This window comes from Flavobacterium cupreum (assembly GCF_003996965.1).
Classification (GTDB): domain Bacteria; phylum Bacteroidota; class Bacteroidia; order Flavobacteriales; family Flavobacteriaceae; genus Flavobacterium; species Flavobacterium cupreum.
Window position 1 is genome coordinate 49,566 of the sequence record NZ_QWDM01000022.1, and the last position, 19,483, is coordinate 69,048.

The 19,483-nt window shown below is 35.6% G+C and carries 13 protein-coding genes; all 13 read left to right on the forward strand.

Translation table 11 applies throughout. The annotated features are described in order from the left end of the window. Positions 1-20 precede the first annotated feature (20 nt). The 13 genes from D0817_RS23215 (at position 21) to D0817_RS23270 (ending at position 19,460) form a co-directional block, all read left to right on the forward strand. Entirely contained in the window at positions 21-1,232 is a 1,212-nt protein-coding gene (locus tag D0817_RS23215) for a hypothetical protein (protein WP_127340731.1), read from the forward strand. A gap of 60 nt (positions 1,233-1,292) precedes the next feature. After that, on the forward strand, positions 1,293-2,327 hold the full coding sequence (locus D0817_RS23220) for a sugar kinase (RefSeq protein WP_127340732.1): 1,035 nt from the start codon (positions 1,293-1,295) through the stop codon (positions 2,325-2,327). Positions 2,328-2,337: 10 nt separating this feature from the next. Beyond that, positions 2,338-3,006 (forward strand): bifunctional 4-hydroxy-2-oxoglutarate aldolase/2-dehydro-3-deoxy-phosphogluconate aldolase, encoded by a 669-nt coding sequence (locus tag D0817_RS23225; protein WP_127340733.1) that lies wholly within the window; start codon positions 2,338-2,340, stop codon positions 3,004-3,006. A gap of 344 nt (positions 3,007-3,350) precedes the next feature. Further along, the gene (locus D0817_RS23230; protein ID WP_127340734.1) at positions 3,351-3,653 is read left to right on the forward strand and encodes a hypothetical protein; all 303 of its coding nucleotides are present in this window, start codon (positions 3,351-3,353) and stop codon (positions 3,651-3,653) included. Then, positions 3,650-4,714: a LacI family DNA-binding transcriptional regulator gene (locus tag D0817_RS23235; protein WP_127340735.1), complete on the forward strand. Its 1,065-nt coding sequence runs from the start codon at positions 3,650-3,652 to the stop codon at positions 4,712-4,714. Before D0817_RS23230 ends, D0817_RS23235 begins: the two co-directional genes overlap by 4 nt. A 34-nt stretch (positions 4,715-4,748) precedes the next feature. Beyond that, positions 4,749-7,382, forward strand: coding sequence for a glycosyl hydrolase-related protein (locus tag D0817_RS23240; protein WP_202866499.1), 2,634 nt, complete (start codon positions 4,749-4,751; stop codon positions 7,380-7,382). Positions 7,383-7,791: 409 nt separating this feature from the next. Further along, on the forward strand, positions 7,792-10,524 hold the full coding sequence (locus D0817_RS23245; RefSeq protein WP_127340736.1) for a T9SS type A sorting domain-containing protein: 2,733 nt from the start codon (positions 7,792-7,794) through the stop codon (positions 10,522-10,524). Between the two features lie 629 nt (positions 10,525-11,153). Continuing rightward, positions 11,154-11,450: a sialate O-acetylesterase gene (locus D0817_RS23250; RefSeq protein WP_262708240.1), complete on the forward strand. Its 297-nt coding sequence runs from the start codon at positions 11,154-11,156 to the stop codon at positions 11,448-11,450. A 12-nt stretch (positions 11,451-11,462) separates the two neighbouring features. Then, positions 11,463-11,675 (forward strand): hypothetical protein, encoded by a 213-nt coding sequence (locus D0817_RS26105; protein WP_202866500.1) that lies wholly within the window; start codon positions 11,463-11,465, stop codon positions 11,673-11,675. Continuing rightward, positions 11,617-12,390: a glutamine--fructose-6-phosphate aminotransferase gene (locus tag D0817_RS23255; protein WP_202866501.1), complete on the forward strand. Its 774-nt coding sequence runs from the start codon at positions 11,617-11,619 to the stop codon at positions 12,388-12,390. The genes D0817_RS26105 and D0817_RS23255 overlap by 59 nt, the downstream gene beginning before the upstream one ends. 47 nt (positions 12,391-12,437) lie before the next feature. Beyond that, complete coding sequence (locus tag D0817_RS23260; RefSeq protein ID WP_127340738.1) at positions 12,438-14,642, forward strand: GH92 family glycosyl hydrolase; 2,205 nt, start codon at positions 12,438-12,440, stop codon at positions 14,640-14,642. A 249-nt stretch (positions 14,643-14,891) separates the two neighbouring features. After that, positions 14,892-17,123: a glycoside hydrolase family 2 TIM barrel-domain containing protein gene (locus tag D0817_RS23265; RefSeq protein ID WP_127340739.1), complete on the forward strand. Its 2,232-nt coding sequence runs from the start codon at positions 14,892-14,894 to the stop codon at positions 17,121-17,123. Between the two features lie 18 nt (positions 17,124-17,141). Next, the gene (locus D0817_RS23270; RefSeq protein WP_127340740.1) at positions 17,142-19,460 is read left to right on the forward strand and encodes a GH92 family glycosyl hydrolase; all 2,319 of its coding nucleotides are present in this window, start codon (positions 17,142-17,144) and stop codon (positions 19,458-19,460) included. Positions 19,461-19,483: the final 23 nt, after the last annotated feature.

Sequence of the window (19,483 nt, forward strand, 5' to 3'; positions counted from 1 at the left end):
CTGATTATAATGGTATTAAAGTGGCTTCTGGTGTTAAGCTCACTCAATTGAGTCATGATGGCATGACATTGCACCGATTTTTCGACACGTCACCGATGAGCCCATCAGGACGTTATGTTGCATTATTTAAACTGCCGTATGAAAATGTATCGCCCAAGGCAGGCGATGCTGGACAGGTTATACTTGTGGACTTAAAAACAGGCAAAGAAAAAGTGGTGGCCCAATCAAGGGGATGGGAAGTACAGCTCGGTGCCAATGTCCAGTGGGGGAAGTCCGATCATGAATTGTTATTTAATGATGTTGATACCTTGAGCTGGAAAGCTTTTTGTACCGTTCTTGATCCATTTTCCGGAAAAAAAAGACACTTGGGAGGTACTGTTTTTATGGCTTCAAGTGACGGAAGAAAAATAGCAAGCTATGACCTGATGAAATCTACTTATGCTCAGGTTGGTTACGGAGTAATTGTGCCTAAAAAGCTCGTGAAACGCAATTTTGGCGCGGATCAGAAAGACGGAATTACAGTTATCGATATTAATTCGGGAAAATCAAAACAGATTGTAACCTTAAAAGATTTATACCAAACGACCATACCTTCAATACAGTTTAAAAATTCAAATGATTATGAATTTTACTGTTTTCAGATAAAATGGAACCCGCAGGGAACAAGACTTCTTACCACACTGCAATGGGCTCCTGTTAAAGGGGGACCCAGGAAACGTTCGGTCATAACTATGCGCAGTGATGGTTCAGAGATTAGAACCGCCATAACACCTGAACAATGGGAGAAGGGAGGTCATCATGTAAACTGGACCGCAGATGGCGAGCATCTCTCCATGAATTTGAATGTTGACGGAAAAGAAGGACTCGAACTTATTGAGGTCAAGTATGACGGAAGCAATCTGAAAACTGTTTTTACCCCCGGATCAGGCCATCCTTCTTATCATCCTAAAGGCTTGCCTTTAATTATTACCGATGCCTATCCAAATGAATCCATTACTGCAAGAAACGGCATTGTGCCAATAAGGCTTTTAAATATGGCCAGCGGAAAAGAAGAAAATATTGTAGAGATTTTCGTCTCTAAGATCGATGGAGAATTCCGCATTGATCCTCATCCAGCCTGGGATAAAACCGGACGATACGTCATCTTTAACGGGTATATTAACAACACAAGAAATGTATTTATGGCCGATATCAGCGAATGGCTTTTAAAGCAAGGTTTTTCTTTGAAATAATTAAAATGACTTTTAGAGCTCCTGAAAGCCGGAGAAAATAATTATAAAATATAAACACAGATGGATAATATCAAAGGAAGAGTGGTCGCATTTGGCGAAATCATGCTGCGTCTTTCACCAGAGCGACATTTGCGTTTCACGCAAGCTGCAGCATTTGGCGCTTCTTACGGTGGTGGTGAATTTAATGTTTGTGTGTCTTTAGCTAATTATGGAGTAGATGCAGAATTTGTAACAAGACTCCCTGAAAATGAAATTGGAGCATCAGCATTGAAAGAAATGCGAAAAATGAACGTTGAATCAAAAAACATCATTTTTGGAGGTGAACGTTTAGGAATTTACTTTCTGGAAACAGGGGCAGCAAGCCGCGGAAGCATTGTTGTTTATGATCGCGCTCATAGTTCAATGGCCACGATTCAAAAAGGGATAATTGATTGGGAAAAAGTGCTGCAGGGAGCCAATTGGTTTCATTGGAGCGGTATTACACCCGCTATTTCAAAAAGTGCTGCCGAGGCTTGTTTGGAGGCTATTAAAGTGGCTCATAAACTGGGAATCACGATTTCATGTGACCTGAATTACAGATCAAAATTATGGCAGTATGGCAAAAAACCAAGTGATGTTATGCCCGAGATGCTGCACTACAGCAATGTTATTTTAGGTGATATCGATACTGCTTATTTTATGCTGAACATTCCAAAAGTGAACCCGAATTACCAGGATGAGAAGTCACTTCCTGTTTTATATAATAGGTTATTTGATTTAATTCCTAATTTAAAAATTACAGCTACAACTCTACGCTATTCTGTTAGTGCATCTCACCAAAGAATTGGTGGCGTTTTATTTGATGGTCAATCGATTTACAATGCTACTATGAAAGAAGTTACACCGGTTGTAGACAGGGTAGGAAGCGGAGATGCCTTTATGGGAGGTTTGATTTATGGATTATTGAAATATCAGAATAATAACCAGAAAGCTTTAGATTTTGCAGTGGCAGCTTGTTGTTTAAAACACACTATTGCTGGAGATTATAATCTGGTTAGCTTGAAAGAAGTTGAAAATATGCTTGATGGTGATTCTGCCGGATTAGTATCAAGATAAAAAGTAAAAAATGGCGAGATATTCAAGAATTGAAGTAGCACAGCAAATGAAAGAAAACGGGATGATACCGTTGTTTTTCCATTCCGATATCGAAGTAAGCAAGAAGGTTTTAAAAGCCTGTTATGACGGTGGTTCACGATTAATGGAGTTTACCAGCAGAGGTGATTTTGCTCATGAAGTTTTTGGAGCTTTAAACAAATATGCTTTGGCTGAATTGCCGGGAATGATGTTGGGAGTAGGTTCAATAACGGATGCCGCTTCAGCCTCTTTATATATGAGTTTAGGTGCTAACTTTATTGTCACGCCAGTTTTTAGAGAAGATATCGCAATTGCCTGTAATCGTCGTAAAGTATTGTGGTCACCAGGTTGTAGTACACTTTCTGAGATTGCAAAAGCCGAAGAATTAGGCTGCGAAATCGTGAAATTGTTCCCTGCCGATATTTATGGGCCAGAGTTTATAAAAGCCATAAAAGGACCGTGTCCATGGACGAGTATCATGCCAACAGGAGGGGTTTATCCAACAGCGGAGAGTTTGTCTGCATGGTTGGGTGCAGGAGCCACTTGTGTGGGTCTTGGATCACAATTAATTTCGAAAGATATATTAGATAAAAACGACTTTAACGGCTTAAAAAACAAAGTAAGTCAGGTTTTGGATATCATCAAAAATATTAGAAAATAAATAAGGAGTAAACATACCGATTTCTTATTTAGATTGCAGTTTTTGTTTTTTTGAATGAAGGAGATTAAACTTAGCTGAAAAAAATAACCTTTCCGGAAAGCAAATTACAAGTAAAGGATCTTTTTTTGATTATAAGGTGACAATTGCAAGATGGTACACACTAGCTATTTATATAAATAATAGATCATTCGCATGTTACTTTATTTTAGAACAGGTTATTATTGTTTTGCGAAGCATAATGAGCATTTTTTTCTATTTATTGAGCGATGTATCCTATCGCTGGTGCAATTACGATATTATATTTGAATTCTTAAAATGTTTTAAATAATAAACTTTATTCAAACATGAAAAATTTAAAAAACCGATTTTGGCTTCGCAATGTTGTTATTTTTATTTTGACAATAGTATGCAGTAATGGATACAATACCAACGATATTGATGACAATAAAACATTAGCCTTTTCTGAAATTACAGGACTTTCAGTTCCTGTCAAAATTGTCGGAGATATGGGAGTAAATGTTAAATCAGGAACCTGTTTATCAATTCCTTCTATAGCTGTTGCCAACTTAGGAACAGTTGCTGCTCCTATTACATTCATGGCTGAATTTTCATTTTGTTTAAAGTCTTTTAAAACAGAACAAAAATGAAAAATAAACCTGTAACACTTAAAAACATTGCAGATGATCTTAAAATCTCCATTACGACGGTTTCCTTTGTACTGAATGGTAAATCAAAGGAGAAAAATATTTCAGAGCAGCTGACTGCCAAGGTTCTGGATTACGCCAAAAAGATCAATTATAAGCCTAATCAGCTTGCCCAGAGCCTGAGGACCGGCAAATCTAATATTCTGGTTTTTATGGTGGAAGATATATCAAACAGTTTCTTCTGTAAACTGGCCAGGATTTTTGAAGACTTTATCTACAAAGAAGGCTATAGGGTTATTTTCTGCAGCAATGATAATGACGATGAGAAGTCCCGCGAACTTATTGATTTGTTTACTTACCGTCAGGTTGATGGATTTATTATTGTTCCATCCCCGGGTATTAGGAGTACTATTGAAAATTTAATAAAACAGAACATTCCTGTTATTTTATTGGATCGTTATTTTGAAGAATTAGAATGCAATGTTGTGACTATCAATAATAAGCAGGCCTCTTTTGATGCGACAGCTCATTTAATAGGCAATGGGTTTAAAAATATTGGTTTTATCACTACAGACTCCAACCAAAGCCAGATGCAGGATCGTCTCTCGGGTTATCGAAAAGCAATTTCATACTTTGGTTTAAATTCAACCATACTATCCATACCTTATAATGAAATGCAGCAAGACAAAGGGCAGGTAAAACAATTCTTAAGTGAAAATACCGCATTAGATGCTGTTTTTTTTGCCACAAACTATCTCGCGCAACGCGGGTTGGAAGTTTTAAAAGAAGACAATTACAGCTTAATTGACCGCATAGGAATTATTTCCTTTGATGATCATGAAATGTTTAATATATATCCGATTACGATTACCTGTATTTCGCAGCCTATGGAGAAGATTTGCTCTAAATTAATGGAAATCATGCTTGTACTTTTAAACAGCAAAGACGTATTGGAATCGACAAATAAATGCATATTGAAATCAGAACTTATTATTAGGGAATCTACTGTCAAGAGATTTGTAAAAAATACTAAGGACAGCTTTCTATTTAACAAAGTATTGTAAAGGTTTAAATGTATTATTTAAAGAGTGCAATTTTATGACTATTAATAAAACAACATTGACTATGTCGAGCAAATTAATATTATATTTTCTTTTGGTTATAATACTACCTAATGCATTATTTTCACAGCAAAAGCGACTCTACATTGCTAATGATGATCATACTGATTATATGTGGACAGCAAATGAAGCAAAATATGATTCTGCTTTTGTAAAGATGTTGGATTATTCATTAACACAGATTGATTCTACCAAAAACTTTCCATCGAACTTTCAGGCAAGATTTAATTGTGATGGGAGCTTATGGTTAAAAAAATACCAAAAGTATCGTTCAGATAAACAATTTAATAAACTTATTCAAGCCATTAAATCTGGACATATCAGTAGTCCGCTTAATATGTTGGTAAACTGTTATGGAGCGCAGCCAACAGAAGCAGTTATTCGCGGCATGTATTATGCGGGGCAGTTAGAGCGACAGTACAATTTGCGTTTTACTATGGCAGGTGCGATGGAAAATAATACGCTGCCTTTAGGATTAGCCTCGCTTTGGGCAGGTTCAGGTGCAAAATATAGCTGGAAAGGTATTGGAGGCTACGGAAGTCAAATGAGTTTAGAAAGTAGAGAAAAGCGTGCCCATCAAATGTATCGTTACAATGGTTTAGACGGAACCGGTGTTTTGATGAAATGGTACAATTATAATGAAAAAACTACCGCACCATTGGGCGGTTATGCTGAGTGTAGATTAAATGTTAAATATAAAAATCTGGGAGATGATTTTAAACATGTTATCAATGTATTAGAGAAACATTGTGATACTATCTCACCTCAATCTGCATATCCTTATACTATTGGAGGAGCTTTTGGTTTTGGTCACGATGATTTAGATACTTATGTTTTGCCAGCCTATATAAATGCAGCAAAAAATGGAAGTAACAAGGAAAGATCGGTAAGAGTAAGTAATGAAGAAGACTTTTTTATAGATTTTGAAAAGCATTATCCAAATGTACCGGCACAAGCTGTCAGTTTTGGCAACGAATGGGATTTATTGCCAGCATCAATGAACGAAATTACAGCCAGAATGCGCCGTGCAACTGAGAAAATGCGCTCAGCCGAAGCATTGGCAACATTAGTTTCCCTAAAAGATAAAAACTTTATGGAAGCAACCCAAAATGCAAGGGACAAAGCCTGGGAATCTTATGGGATGTATTGGGAACACAATTGGACAGCAGACGGACCAGTATCCAGAAAAGCAAGGGCAGATTGGCAAATTAAAACCCAGGAAAGCTTAACGGCTTATATTGATACTCTGCTTAATCTTTCTATAAAAAAGATGGGCAGCCATATAAAAGTGGATGTTGATCCTAGTTTTTTTGTTTTTAACCCCTTAAGCTGGATCAGGAATGATATTGCAGATTTAGAATATAAGGGAGCATACCCAGTAAAAGTAATAGATAAAGTATCAGATAAAGAAGTAAATAGTCAATTAATTACCAAAAACGGAAAACGATTTTTGAGAATTTTTGCTCAAAATATTCCTTCTTTAGGATATAAAGTCTTTGTAATAAAAAAGGGTTTTTCAAAAGTAAAATCAATGGCTGCAGCTGTTGAAAATGAATATATAAGCAATAAATTTTACAAATTACGTTTCAGCAAATCAGGTGTGATTACAGAGATTACAGATAAATTAGGGAACCGACAATTGATTAAGCATACAGATGGAAAATATGCCAATGATTTAGGCACAAACGATGTAAATGACGGTGATAAAATAACTGTTGAAAATCCTGGGCCAATCTCAGTCACTCTAAGTGCTGTTTCATCCAAACCAGTTTTGCATACAACCCGAATTACTTTATATGCTGAGAGTCCACGAATTGATATTGAGAACAATATCCAAGAAAATTTTGGAGATGTAAAAACTTGGGCTTTTTCTTTTAATTTAAATAATCCCACCACCAGACACGAAGAACTGGGAGCTGTACTTATTGATAAATTAGAAAAAAATGGTGGGCATTATGCCAATAGTATCGCTCGTTATGATTGGCAGACTTTCAATCATTTTGCTAACCTTAGTGAAAATAATTACGGTATCACATTATCAAATTTGGATTGCAGTTTTTTTAAATTAGGGCAGAGTACTATAAATTTTTTATCGGAGGCATCGGCGCAAATTAACGCATTGGCTGGTGGAAATACAGATAAAAAAGTGGAAGACGGCGGGGTTGTTGGCATATTGAATCAAAATGGTCAAAAAGATTTTTTATATCACTTTGCCATTTCTTCACAGCAAGGAAATTTTGATGCAGCAAAGTCAATGAAATTTGCTTTAGAACATCAAAATCCATTGGTAACAGGAACTATAACCGGTGTTAATGATGATTTTCATTCTAAATCTTTCTCTTTATTAAATGTAAATAATCCAAATGTTTTACTCTGGAGCATCAAGCCTTCAGAAGAAGGAATAGAAAATGGAATAATTACAAGGTTTTGGAATTTTTCAGGCAAAGAGGTAACTCCTGAAGTGCACTTCAGTACATCTTTGAGATCCGCTTTTCAAACTTCGCATATTGAAACTAATGAAAAGGAAATCAAGTTAGGAAAAAATTCAATTCAGTTTAAATTAAAACCTTTTCAAATGGCAACTTTTAGAGAATTGATTACTAAAAATTAAAATCGTTAGAGTTCTATATATTAAAAAAAAGATGCTACAAACTCACGGGTCTATTTATGCCGTACAAAGCATAATTAACGATGGTTTTATTCATTGAGCGATTTTTTTCATTTATTGAGCGATGCGTCCTAGTCTCTCCGAGACTAATGATGATATATTTGAAACCTGAGAAATGATTTTATAAAATTTATAAGTACTAGATATTTAGCCTGATAAATATAAAAAAAAAGAAAAAATTATATTTAAATTATTTATGTAAATGAAAATTCAATTCAAATTTAACCTCTTTCAAATTGCAACTTTAGAGAATTGAGGAATTACAATAAAAACAAATAGGGCTCTATTAACTAACAAAAATATTTTAAAAAATCCTGTCGGCTTAAAAATTAAAAAATAAATTTAAATCTTTATGAAAACAAAAAATTACTTAAAATCCGCGTTTACGATGCTGTTCCTGCTCTTTTCTATCGCATCATCATTTGCTACAAATTATTATGTCGATGCCATTAACGGAAATAATATCAATTCAGGAACATCCGAAGCTTTAGCAAAGAGAACCATTCAGGCAGCGGCTAACTTGACCAATCCAGGAGATACTGTTTTTATTATGAATGGGATTTATAATCCTACTGGAGATAGCAACAGTGGTTTTCAGAGTATTTTAACAATCTCGCGCAGTGGTACAGCTGCAAATTACATAACTTATAAGAATTATCCAGGACATACTCCCAAACTTCAACTTTTAACGGGGTTGAGCTACCAAGTTTGGCGTACTATAGCAATAGATGCCTCATATATCATCATTGATGGTGTTGAAATTGAAGGTACCAACCAAAGCCTAAATTATACTGATGCCTACCAAACCTGGCAGGATTACGAAAACAACATAAAGGACTGGAATAAAATTTCGATGTATAACTGTGGTTCCATTTCTTTGGGCAACACAGCAGATGTGCATCACATTGAAGTGCGTAATTGTAAAATACACGATACAGGAGGTGGTATTGGAGGTTTTAGATGTGATTATGTTACCATTGAAAATAATGTCGTATACAATACTTGCTGGTATTCCATGTATGCTGGAAGTGGGATTAGCATTCTTGACCCTAAAAGTATTGACGCAGTAACTGGTTACAAAATTTATATCCGCAATAATGTGGTCTACAACAACAAATGTTTAGTTCCGTGGGAACGAATTAATGCCCTTAGTGATGGTAACGGAATTATTCTAGATGTAAATATAGGAAATGGAACTACCACATTCCCATACGTTGGTCGCTACCTAGTTGAAAACAACGTAAGTTACAATAATGGTGGTGGAGGTGTACATGCTTATAAATGTGCGCATGTTGACATAATCAATAATACTGCCTATAATAACGGAACAAATATGGGTTATCCTGAAATCGATGCTCAACAATCTACCGATATTAAAATATACAATAATATCATGTACGGAAGAGGTGCTGGCGCAAACTTAAATGGAAATGATGCAGGAGCGATTTACGATTATAATATTTATTTTAATGGGACTAGCTACAAGAACGGACCAAATGACAAAACCATCGATCCAAAATTTGTAAATAAGGCATTGGATGCTAGTGCCAATTTTCAGTTATTAAACACGAGCCCAGCAATTAATAACGGAAATAATATATCGGGATTATTCGCATCCAAAGATATTTTGGGAATTTCACGTCCAGTTGGTTTTTCTAGCGACATGGGTGCATATGAATATGGAACTGTCATTCCAAGAGCAGAAATGAATATACAAGAAGGTGCAACTGACATCACTGACAATTCAGGAACTTTTGATTTTGGTTCAGTCTCTTCAACAGTGCCAAAAGACATAACGTTTACCATACAAAATATTGGTGATGCTGCCTTGAACTTGACAGGAACACCAAAAGTGGTTGTTACAGGTACAGGCTTTTCACTTGTTACCGATGCTCCAGCTGTGGTTGCGGCCAATGGTTCGGTTACTTTTACTATAAAATTAACTCCTGTAGGTGCAGCAGCTAACTATGTTGGTACAATAAGCATTGCTAGTAATGATGCTGACGAAAATCCTTATAATTTTACAATTACAGGTTATGGTTATGATGGTACTAAAGCATTGCAAACCATTACTTTTCCTGCTATTCCAACAAAAATAATTGGTGTTGCCGATTTTAATGCAGGAGCTACTTCTGATTCAGGTTTGATTGTTACTTATACGAGTTCCAATACATCAGTAGCAACAATTGTATCGGGTCAAATTCGTATTATAGGTGCAGGGACATCCAACATCAAAGCTTCTCAAGCAGGTGATGCAGCCAATAATCCAGCAAAAGATGTTACACAATTATTAACTGTAACTCCTGTTATACCTCCAGCTGGTACAAATTTAGTAACAAATCCAACTTTTGATGCCAATACAACAGGTTGGAGTTTTTCATATAAAAATGGTGCAACAACTACTCTGGAAAATGTTATTGGTACTGGATACACAACCAAGGTTGCCAAAATTACTGTGACAAATGTTGGAACATCTACAGGAACAGATAATGTTCAATTTAGTTACAACAAATTTTTTATAGAAAAAGGCAAAACGTATATCGTTTCGTTTACAGCTAGTGCTGATGTTGCTCGTAATATTAATACGGTATTTATCATGAATGGTTCACCATATTCACAATGGGCTCTAAAAAGTGGTATCCCATTAACAACATCACCTACCAACTTGGGTCCTTATAATTTCATAAGTACTTTTACAGGCTATGTAGATTTGCGTTTTCATATAGGAGGTTCAGGTTCTCTAAATGCGCCTATATACCTTAACAATGTATCAGTAGTAGAGGATGGAAATCTTGATGTAGACGAAATCGAGGTTGCCACATCTCAAGCACCAGTAGTATATGTTTATCCAAATCCTGTAGGGGATTTATTGAGTATTGATTTTGATTCTGAAACGGGTCAGCAGGTAACAGTTAGCATAATTGATTTACATGGACAAGTTTTAATTACTACTGAACAATTAGCTGTATATGGTGAAAATACGATTGAATTGAATGTAAGCTCTTTAGCCAATGGCCTTTACCTTATAAAAACCACGGAGAATAACATAAACTACAATACAGTAAAAGTGGTGGTAAAACATTAAAAAACAAAAAAAATATTTTAAAACCTTTGGGTGTAATTATTTTTAATACATGGAAACATAGAATTTATAGTTTATAAAAAAAGTTTGATAGACCTCTAAATTTGCTTCATTTTGTTAATAAAGAATTACACCAGAGGGTCAATTTTAAATTTAGCTATACGGCGTATAAGAACCCAAAAACTCATTTCATTTTAGAAATAGATGGAGATATGGTGGTGAAGGGCTGTATATCTTAAATATTAAAAACCAAAAAGCACAGAATAACTTTAAAAATAGAATTTACAACAAAACAGGCTTTCTAAACCGATAAAAAAAGAAATGAAAAAGACTGGCCATAGGCATTGACATTGGAGGAACACGCACTAAGGTAAGGTTAGTTGACGTATATAAAGGCGAAGTTTTAGAAATGTTGATTTTACCGACTGAAACAAAAATTCGAATAAATTTCTAAAAACAATAAATTTCGCAATAGACCAGCTAAAAGTTTTTGCCCAAAAACAACAGTCCACTATATTAGGAGTGGGATTTGGGGTTACTGGTTTTGTTTTCGAGGACGGAAAGGTGGATTCTACTTATGGATTTTTGGAATTTATGGATGATTACCCTTTATCTAAATATATTCAAAAATATTGGTTAATACATATTCGAAAAAACTGAAGGGTTTGTTTGTAAGTTTCAGAAAAATCATAGATGATAAGAAATTATCAATTTTTACAGGTGAAATAGAAACTTTTTCTACTGATACTACTTTCGAAAATGCTATTAACAAGGTTATTGTAAATAATGCTAAAAAGGATAAATATACTTTCTTGATTCAAACTGACGACTTTACTGATAAAGGTGATAAGTTGCATTTCGATTCAAGGTCACAGCGGATAATGGGTGAGCGGTTTGCTCAAAAATATCTAGAAATAAATAAGAAATAAAAAAGTTGTACTATGAATGCTAAAATGCTTGCCGAAATCAATGAAATTCCTGTAAAAGCCATGGAGTTTCTAAATCAATCTCCAACCTATACTTTGCCCCATGGTGTGCCTTATCTTGGAATGGGTTCTTCGTTTTTTTGCCCCATTGGCATTCAAATATATGGGAGTGGATATTCAGCCAGAGATGGCTTCGGAATATTTCAATTATCTGCAACCAAAGACTAAATTGGAAAATGGAGTAATCCTTTCCCAATCAGGCAGCAGCAGTGAGGCATTATGGTGCACTGATTTATTTCAAAAATATACAGCCATAACCAATTATCCCGAAAACACATTAAGCACAAACCCAAATGTTGCCCAAAAGATTAATTTGTTGGCTGGTGACGAACAATATTCATCTTCAAAAACTTATATCAATACTTTGCTTGCTTTGTTTAAAGGTTTTGATATGGATTGTCAAAACGCTGTAGATATTTTGTTTAAAAACATACCAAAGTATGAACAGCTCGGCGAGCGTATGGCGAGTGAAGTATTCCAATTAATTTCTACCAAAAAGATTCACGGTATTTATATCATTGGAAGCGGCCCCAATATTGCAACGGCTTTTCAATCGGCATTGATTATGTGCGAAATTACCAAACTTTGTTTCAACGGTATGGCTATGGCTCAATACGATCACGGCCCAAAAGAAACCGCTGCCAATAGTATTGTAATTCAAATTATTGCCAAAGGAAAATCGTATGAACGTTCACAAAAATTAACCGAAATAATTAAGAATTCTGGGGCACATGTTATCACGGTTGAAGAACCAGAAGTAGCAGAAAATTTCTCAGTAATCCATAATATGGTACCTTTTAATTATATGGCCTATTATCTTGCTGAAAAGCTAAATATAACGGAAACCTTTGTTGTTGGCGGAAAAGTCACTGAGGTTTTTTAAAAGCCAAAAAAAAACTGTTATTCACAATTAATAAAATCTAAAAGAGCATGATTAATTATAAGATTAAATTTCAATTCATTATAATAGTATTGCTGATAAGCTTGCAATCTAGCTTAGCACAATCTAAAAAACAGCCCGTAGATTATGTCGATAATTTCATTGGCGTAAGAGATAAAAACAGCAGTTGTGTTCTTGGTCCACAATTGCCAAATGGAGCCATAAGTCCAAGCCCGCAAACGGCACCAGGATCTGTAAATTATGATATGGATGGATATATTATGGGGCAACCCATCCGCGGTTTTGGTCAATTGCATGTAAGTGGCACCGGTTGGGGTAAATACGGACAAGTGTTTATCTCGCCACAAGTGGGTTTGGCAGTTGGAGAAACGGAACACGATTCACAACAGGAGAATGAAGAAGCAAAACCATACGAGTATAAAGTATCCTTGAGTCGTTATGGAATAAAGACGGCAGTTACACCAGCAGCGCATTCAGCCATTTATAAGTTTACATTTCCAAAGTCGGACAATTCAAATATCTTGTTGGATGTGAGTCATAACACAGCCGATATTGCTACGGCATTGAAACTCAAAAACGGGAATTTTTTGAAAGGAACGGTAACATTTACTAATTCAGATGGAACCGAAATTAACGGCTATGGGGAATATCAAGGCGGTTTTTCTGACGGAACTTACAAAGTTTTCTTTAGTATGAAATTAAGTAAAATTCCACAAAACAAAGGAACTTTTATAAATGGAAAAATTAATCAGGGGCAATTAACGGAAGCTCCTATAAAAGCGGATGATCGTATTGGAGCTTATGTTCAATACAAAACTTCAGAGAATGAATCTGTTTATTTGAAAGTAGCCGTTTCGATGATAAGTGTCGAACAGGCGACCGCTTGGTTAGATGCAGAAATTCCAGCTTGGGATTACAATAAAGTAAGGGATAATGCCAAAAAGATTTGGAATAAGGAATTGGGAAAAATTAAAATGGAAGGCGGAACTGAATCCGAAAAACGAATTTTTTATACTGCATCGTATCATACTTCGATAATGCCTCGCAATAAAACGAATGATATGATGGGTTTTGAGAAAGGTGAATCTGTTTGGGACGATCATTTGGCTGTATGGGATACTTGGCGTACACTGTATCCATTAAAGGTATTGACAAATCCTGATATGGTTAGTGGAACAATAAATTCATTTATCGCTAGGTTGAAAAAAAATGGCAGAGTAAAAGATGCTTATGTGGCAGGGAAAGACATGACAGCAGAACAAGGTGGAAACAATATAGACAATATAATTGCTGATGCTTATGTAAAAGGAGTCAAAGGAGTTGATTGGAAAGAAGCCTATAAATTAATAAAATCTCAGGCTGATAACGAGCGAAATGGAATAGGAAAGAATGAAAATGATAAGATATACAAAACATTGGGTTGGATTCCGGGGGGAAAAATGAGTTGTTCATTAACCTTGGAATATGCCTATAATGATTTTTGTGCAGCTCAAATGGCCAGGACGCTTGGTACAAAAGAAGATTATGAAAAGTACTTAAACCGCAGTCAGCAATGGGTAAATCTTTGGAATCCAGAAGCTGTTAGCGATGGTTACAAAGGATTTATTGAGCCAAAAAACATAAAAGGAGATTTTATTCCTATAGATTTAAAAAAGAACTGGGGTTCGTGGCAAGATTATTTTTATGAAGGAAGTTCGTGGACTTATTCCTATTTTGTTCCCCATCAATTTGAAAAACTGGTTACTATTTCGGGAGGGAAAGAATTATTTGCCAAGAAGTTACAATATGCATTCGAGAATAATTTGATTGATTATGGCAACGAACCAGCATTTTTGGCGGTACATTCTTTTCACTATGCTGACCGATCCGATTTAGCAAGTTTTTATATTCGCAATCTCAAGAAAAAACGCTTTACAGAAGAAGGCTCTATTGAAAACGATGATAGCGGCGCCATGAGCAGTTGGTATATTTTTTCATCTTTGGGATTTTTCCCGAATGCAGGACAAGATATATATTACTTAACCGGTGGTTCATTTCCAAAAGTAGCGGTGACCCTGGGTAATGGAAAAGTTTTGACTGTTACATCCAAAAATGCATCAGAGAAAAACATCTACATTCAATCATGCAAAATAAACGGTAAAGTATGGAATAACCCTTGGTTTACTCATAAAGAAATTGAAAATGGTGGAACTATTGAATTTGTGATGGGTGAAAACCCTGTTTTCAAGAAATAAAAATCAGTTTTGGGTTTTATTGCCGGTTTTCAGACAAGCATTTCCTTGCTATTGCTCACACCTCCATATTTGGCCGTATTTCTGTTATTTTAAATTGAGGGAATAAGTAGTGAAGACTTTTGCCTGATCTGAAAGTTATTCAGGACTTACAAAAAATGAATCCTTTACAAATTATACTGACTAAATATTTCTTTAAAACCACTTGTGAAAGCAATATTTCAAATTATAAAAATTCAACACATAAAAAAAATGAAAAATCTCATTGCCTTCATTGTTACACTATTTTTCGGATGTTCCATGTCTATTGCACAACGAAATGTAATTAGTCTCAACGGAACTTGGGAAATTGCCAAAACAGATGTTGGGTCAATGATTCCAGTTAATTTTAGCTCCAAAGTATCTGTCCCGGGACTTGTTGACATGGCTATTCCTGCTGTGGAACCCCCTTTTACAGGTACATTGGACAAGGATAAAAATAATCCTTTTGCCAATAATTATGGCAATAAAAGTTATATGTATAATAATTCATTGTATTGGTACAAACGAACGTTTAGTTTGGAAAACATCAAATCGGAAGTAATTCTGTTGAAGATAAACAAAGCCATGTTTAGCACCCACATTTACTTAAATGATAAGTTGATTGGACAAAATAGTTACTCTTTTACTCCCACCTATGTTAATATCAAACCTTATTTGAATGAAGCTGGCAAAGCCAATGAGCTAATCATTTCTGTTGGTTGTCGCAATAATTTGCCGGATACCATATGTAGGGCTGATGATGGCGAAAAAGTACTTTTTTGTCCCGGAATATATGATGATGTGAATATTATTATGTCTGGATTTCCATATGTTACCAATGTTCAGACTGCACCCGATATTTTGAACAAGCAACTCCGTGTTGTAGCCGAAATACAAAACGACCAAAGAGCAAAAAACACTCAACTTTCATACGTGGTTCGTGAGCTAAAATCCAATAAGGTTGTGGCCAAAGGCATTGCGCCTCAAAATATATTGGTGGGTGAAGAAAACCAAAAAATTGATTTCAAAATAGCTTTACAAAACTGCAAGTTTTGGTCTCCCGAAAATCCATTTCTTTACATACTTGAACTTAACACGGGTGCCGATAAAACTATTACCCGTTTTGGAATGCGTACTTTTCGTTCCGACAAACAGAATGGTGTGGTGTTGCTCAACGAGAAAACCTACTACATGCGTGGGACAAACATAGCCATCCTTCGTTTTTTTGAAGACAGTCAACGGGGAAATTTGCCTTGGGATAATAAATGGGTAACTAAACTTCATAAAAATTTCAAAAAAATGCATTGGAATAGTTTCCGCAATACGCTGGGCTTTCCTCCTGAAAGATGGTACGAAATTGCCGATAGTTTGGGGTTTTTGATTCAAGATGAATATCCATTGTGGAAACAAGCTGACCCTAAAACTCTTACATCTACACATTTGGCAAACGAATACAACGCTTGGATGCGTGAACGTTGGAATCATCCCAGTGTAGTAATTTGGGATGCTCAAAACGAGTCGAAATTCGATACTACAAATGTGGCCACAAACAAAGTGAGATCGCTCGATTTGTCCAATCGTCCCTGGGACAATGGGTATAACCGACCAGCGGGTGAAAACGATATTATGGAATCTCATCCTTATCTGTTTGGCAAATACTTCAATCAGTATGATTTAAAGAAGATCACAACCATAGCCGATGCCTATTTTGAAGCCAATGATGTAAAAAAGGACGGAGTAAAATCTCCAGACGATTATCTGAGTTTAATGGCAAATCCACGAATTCCCGATAATTCGTGGGTAAATAAATCCAAAGACGAGGATAGAAAAACAGTTAAATTTCCAATAATTATTAATGAATACGGATGGTTATGGTTGAATCGCGATGGATCGCCTACCACGTTGGACAAAGGAATTTATGCCAATGTGTTCCCCGAAGCCGATACACCAGAAAAACGATTTGAAGTCTATGCAAAAATAATGGGCATGAAAACCGAGTTTTGGCGGGCGCACCGCTTAGCTGCTGGAGTGTTACACTTTTGTGGTCTGTCTTATTCGCGTTCAACCTACCCAGTGGGACAAACTAGTGATAATTGGCATGACTTGAAAAATTTAGAAATGGAGCCTCATTTTGTGAAATACATGAAACCTGCTTTTAGCCCTGTAGGATTAATGATTAATTTTTGGAAAAGCAAATTACAAGCTGGAACAGAACAAGCATTCCCAATAATCATGGTAAATGATACTTACAAATCTTGGTCGGGAAATATTAAATTTTCCATTGAAAAAGAAGGTAAAATAATTCAAAAACACAAAATTAAAGAAGTAGTTCAAGCATTGGGCAACGAAAACTTTAACACTACAATGAAATTGCCTACTGCAAAAGGCAAATACCTACTTGTGGCTGAAATAATTGTAAAAGGAGAATCGGTAAAAAGTATTAGGGAATTTTATATTGAATAAAAAAACTCAGATAGAAACATGAACTTACAGGACAAAAAATCATCGCTCACTATCCATTTCATACTATTTTTTACTTTCCTAAATAGTATGGTAGTACTTGGTTCAGAAAGCAAAACAAATGGCGAAACTATCGTTTCAAACAAAACGACATCACAAGAAAAAAATCAAGTTAAGACAGAAACATTTCTTCTGAATAAAGTTCCCAATGATAATCTAACTCGATTTGTCGACCCTTTCATTGGAACATTAGGAGATGGGAATGTGTTTGCAGGAGCTTGTTTACCTCACAGTTTTGTAAAGTTAGGACCAGATACCAAATACAACAGTGGAGCTTCTGGTTATAAAAAGGATAAAGAAATCAAAGGTTTTTCGCACTTGCATATTTCTGGAATGGGGGGGCCTATGTATGGCAATATTCAGGTTATACCAACGACAGGCACTATAGAATCCTTAAATCATAGTTCGGATAAAGGTGAAGAAATTGCAGCACCGGGTTATTACAAGGTGCAATTGAAAAAATATGGAACAACTGCTGAACTAACCTCTACAGCTCACGCGGGTTTTCATAAATATACTTTCCCAAAAAGCGAATCCTCACACATTTTGATTGATGCCGGAGCTACGCTTTATGGTGTTGCAAAAAATTGGAATTCAAGTCAACCCATTGGAGGCGAAGTACACATCGACCCTTTAAAAAAAGCTGTGTACGGCTATGGTACCTATAGTGGTGGTCGATCAACCAGAAAACCTTGGAGGGTTTATTTTTATGCAGTATTCGACACAGCATTCGATTCTTTTGGGACGTGGTTTGATAGCATTAAACACGATGGAATAAATAAAATGAATGGAAATGAGATTGGAGCCTACTTGAATTTCAAAACCAAAGAAGGGCAAAAGATAAATCTCAAAGTAGGTATTTCGATGATAAGCACCCAACAAGCTGAAGAAAATGTTGGAAAGGAAATACCCCATTGGGATTTTGATCAAATTAAAAATCTTGCCAATATGCTATGGGAAAAGGAGTTGCGAAAAATTGAAATTAAAGGAATGTCTGAGGTAAATAGCCGAATTTTTTATACTTCATTGTATCACGCACTACTCTCTCAAGATGATTGGACAGGTGAAAATCCTGTATTTGATTATAAAAGACCCTACTATGAAAATTTCCTTTGTGTGTGGGATTTGTTTAGAACCGTAAGTCCATTGTTAACTCTTATTAGCACAAAGGAACATACCGATATGTTGAACACTTTGCTGGATGTATACAAACATGATGGATGGTTAGCAGATGCACACAGTAGTTTACAAAGAGAATTCACTCAAGTAGGTACCAATACCGATGTATTATTTGCCGATGCTTTTGCAAAAAAACTCAAAGGAATAGATTATAAATTAGCATACGAAGCAGTAAGAAAGAATGCAACAGATACTAGCTTTACGAATAAAAAAGTGGATCATGCCGGTAGAATTGCCTTACCTTATTATTCCAAATATCATTACATACCCATTGATGTCAATCAAAAAATAACAGTTTCCAGAACACTCGAATATGTGTACAATGACTTCAGCGCTTATCAATTGGCAAAAAGTTTTGGAAACAAAGGGGAGGTTAAAATGTTTAAAGAAAGAAGTTTTTGGTATAAAAATTTATGGGATAATGATTTGAAATTGATGCGTGGCAAAAATTCAAATGGTACTTGGGTTACCCCATTCGATCCATTAAATAATGAAACCGGACCTAATTATTACGAAGGGCATGCCTACACCTGGAGTTTTTCTACACCACATGATATAAAAGGATTAATTGAATTGAATGGAGGAAAAGAAAAATTCATCAATAATCTAACCAATGCAGTTTCCAACCATTACGAAGCGTATAACGAACCTTGTATGTTGCAGGCTTATCTTTTTGTTTGGGCAGGCAGACCAGATTTGACACAGAAATTTATTCGAAAAGCAACTTCCGATAATTTTACAGATAAATATGATGGTTTACCAGGGAATGATGATAGTGGCACTACTTCGGCTTGGTATCTGTGGAGCAGAATGGGTATTTTTCCAGTAGCAGGACAGAATTTATACATAATAGGTAGCCCAAGTTGTACCGAAACTACCATCCATATAGAAAGCGGAAAAGACGTTGTTATTTCAGCAAAAAATGCTTCGGAGGAGAATATTTATATTCAATCGGCTAAACTCAATGGTAAAAATTACGACAAAGCATTTTTTACTCACGATGACATTGTAAATGGTGCAAAATTTGAATTTGTGATGGGTGCAAAACCTTCAAATTGGGGGGCTAATGCTGTGCCACCATCAATGAGTGATAAATATTAAATAGAATAACTAAGAATTTATAA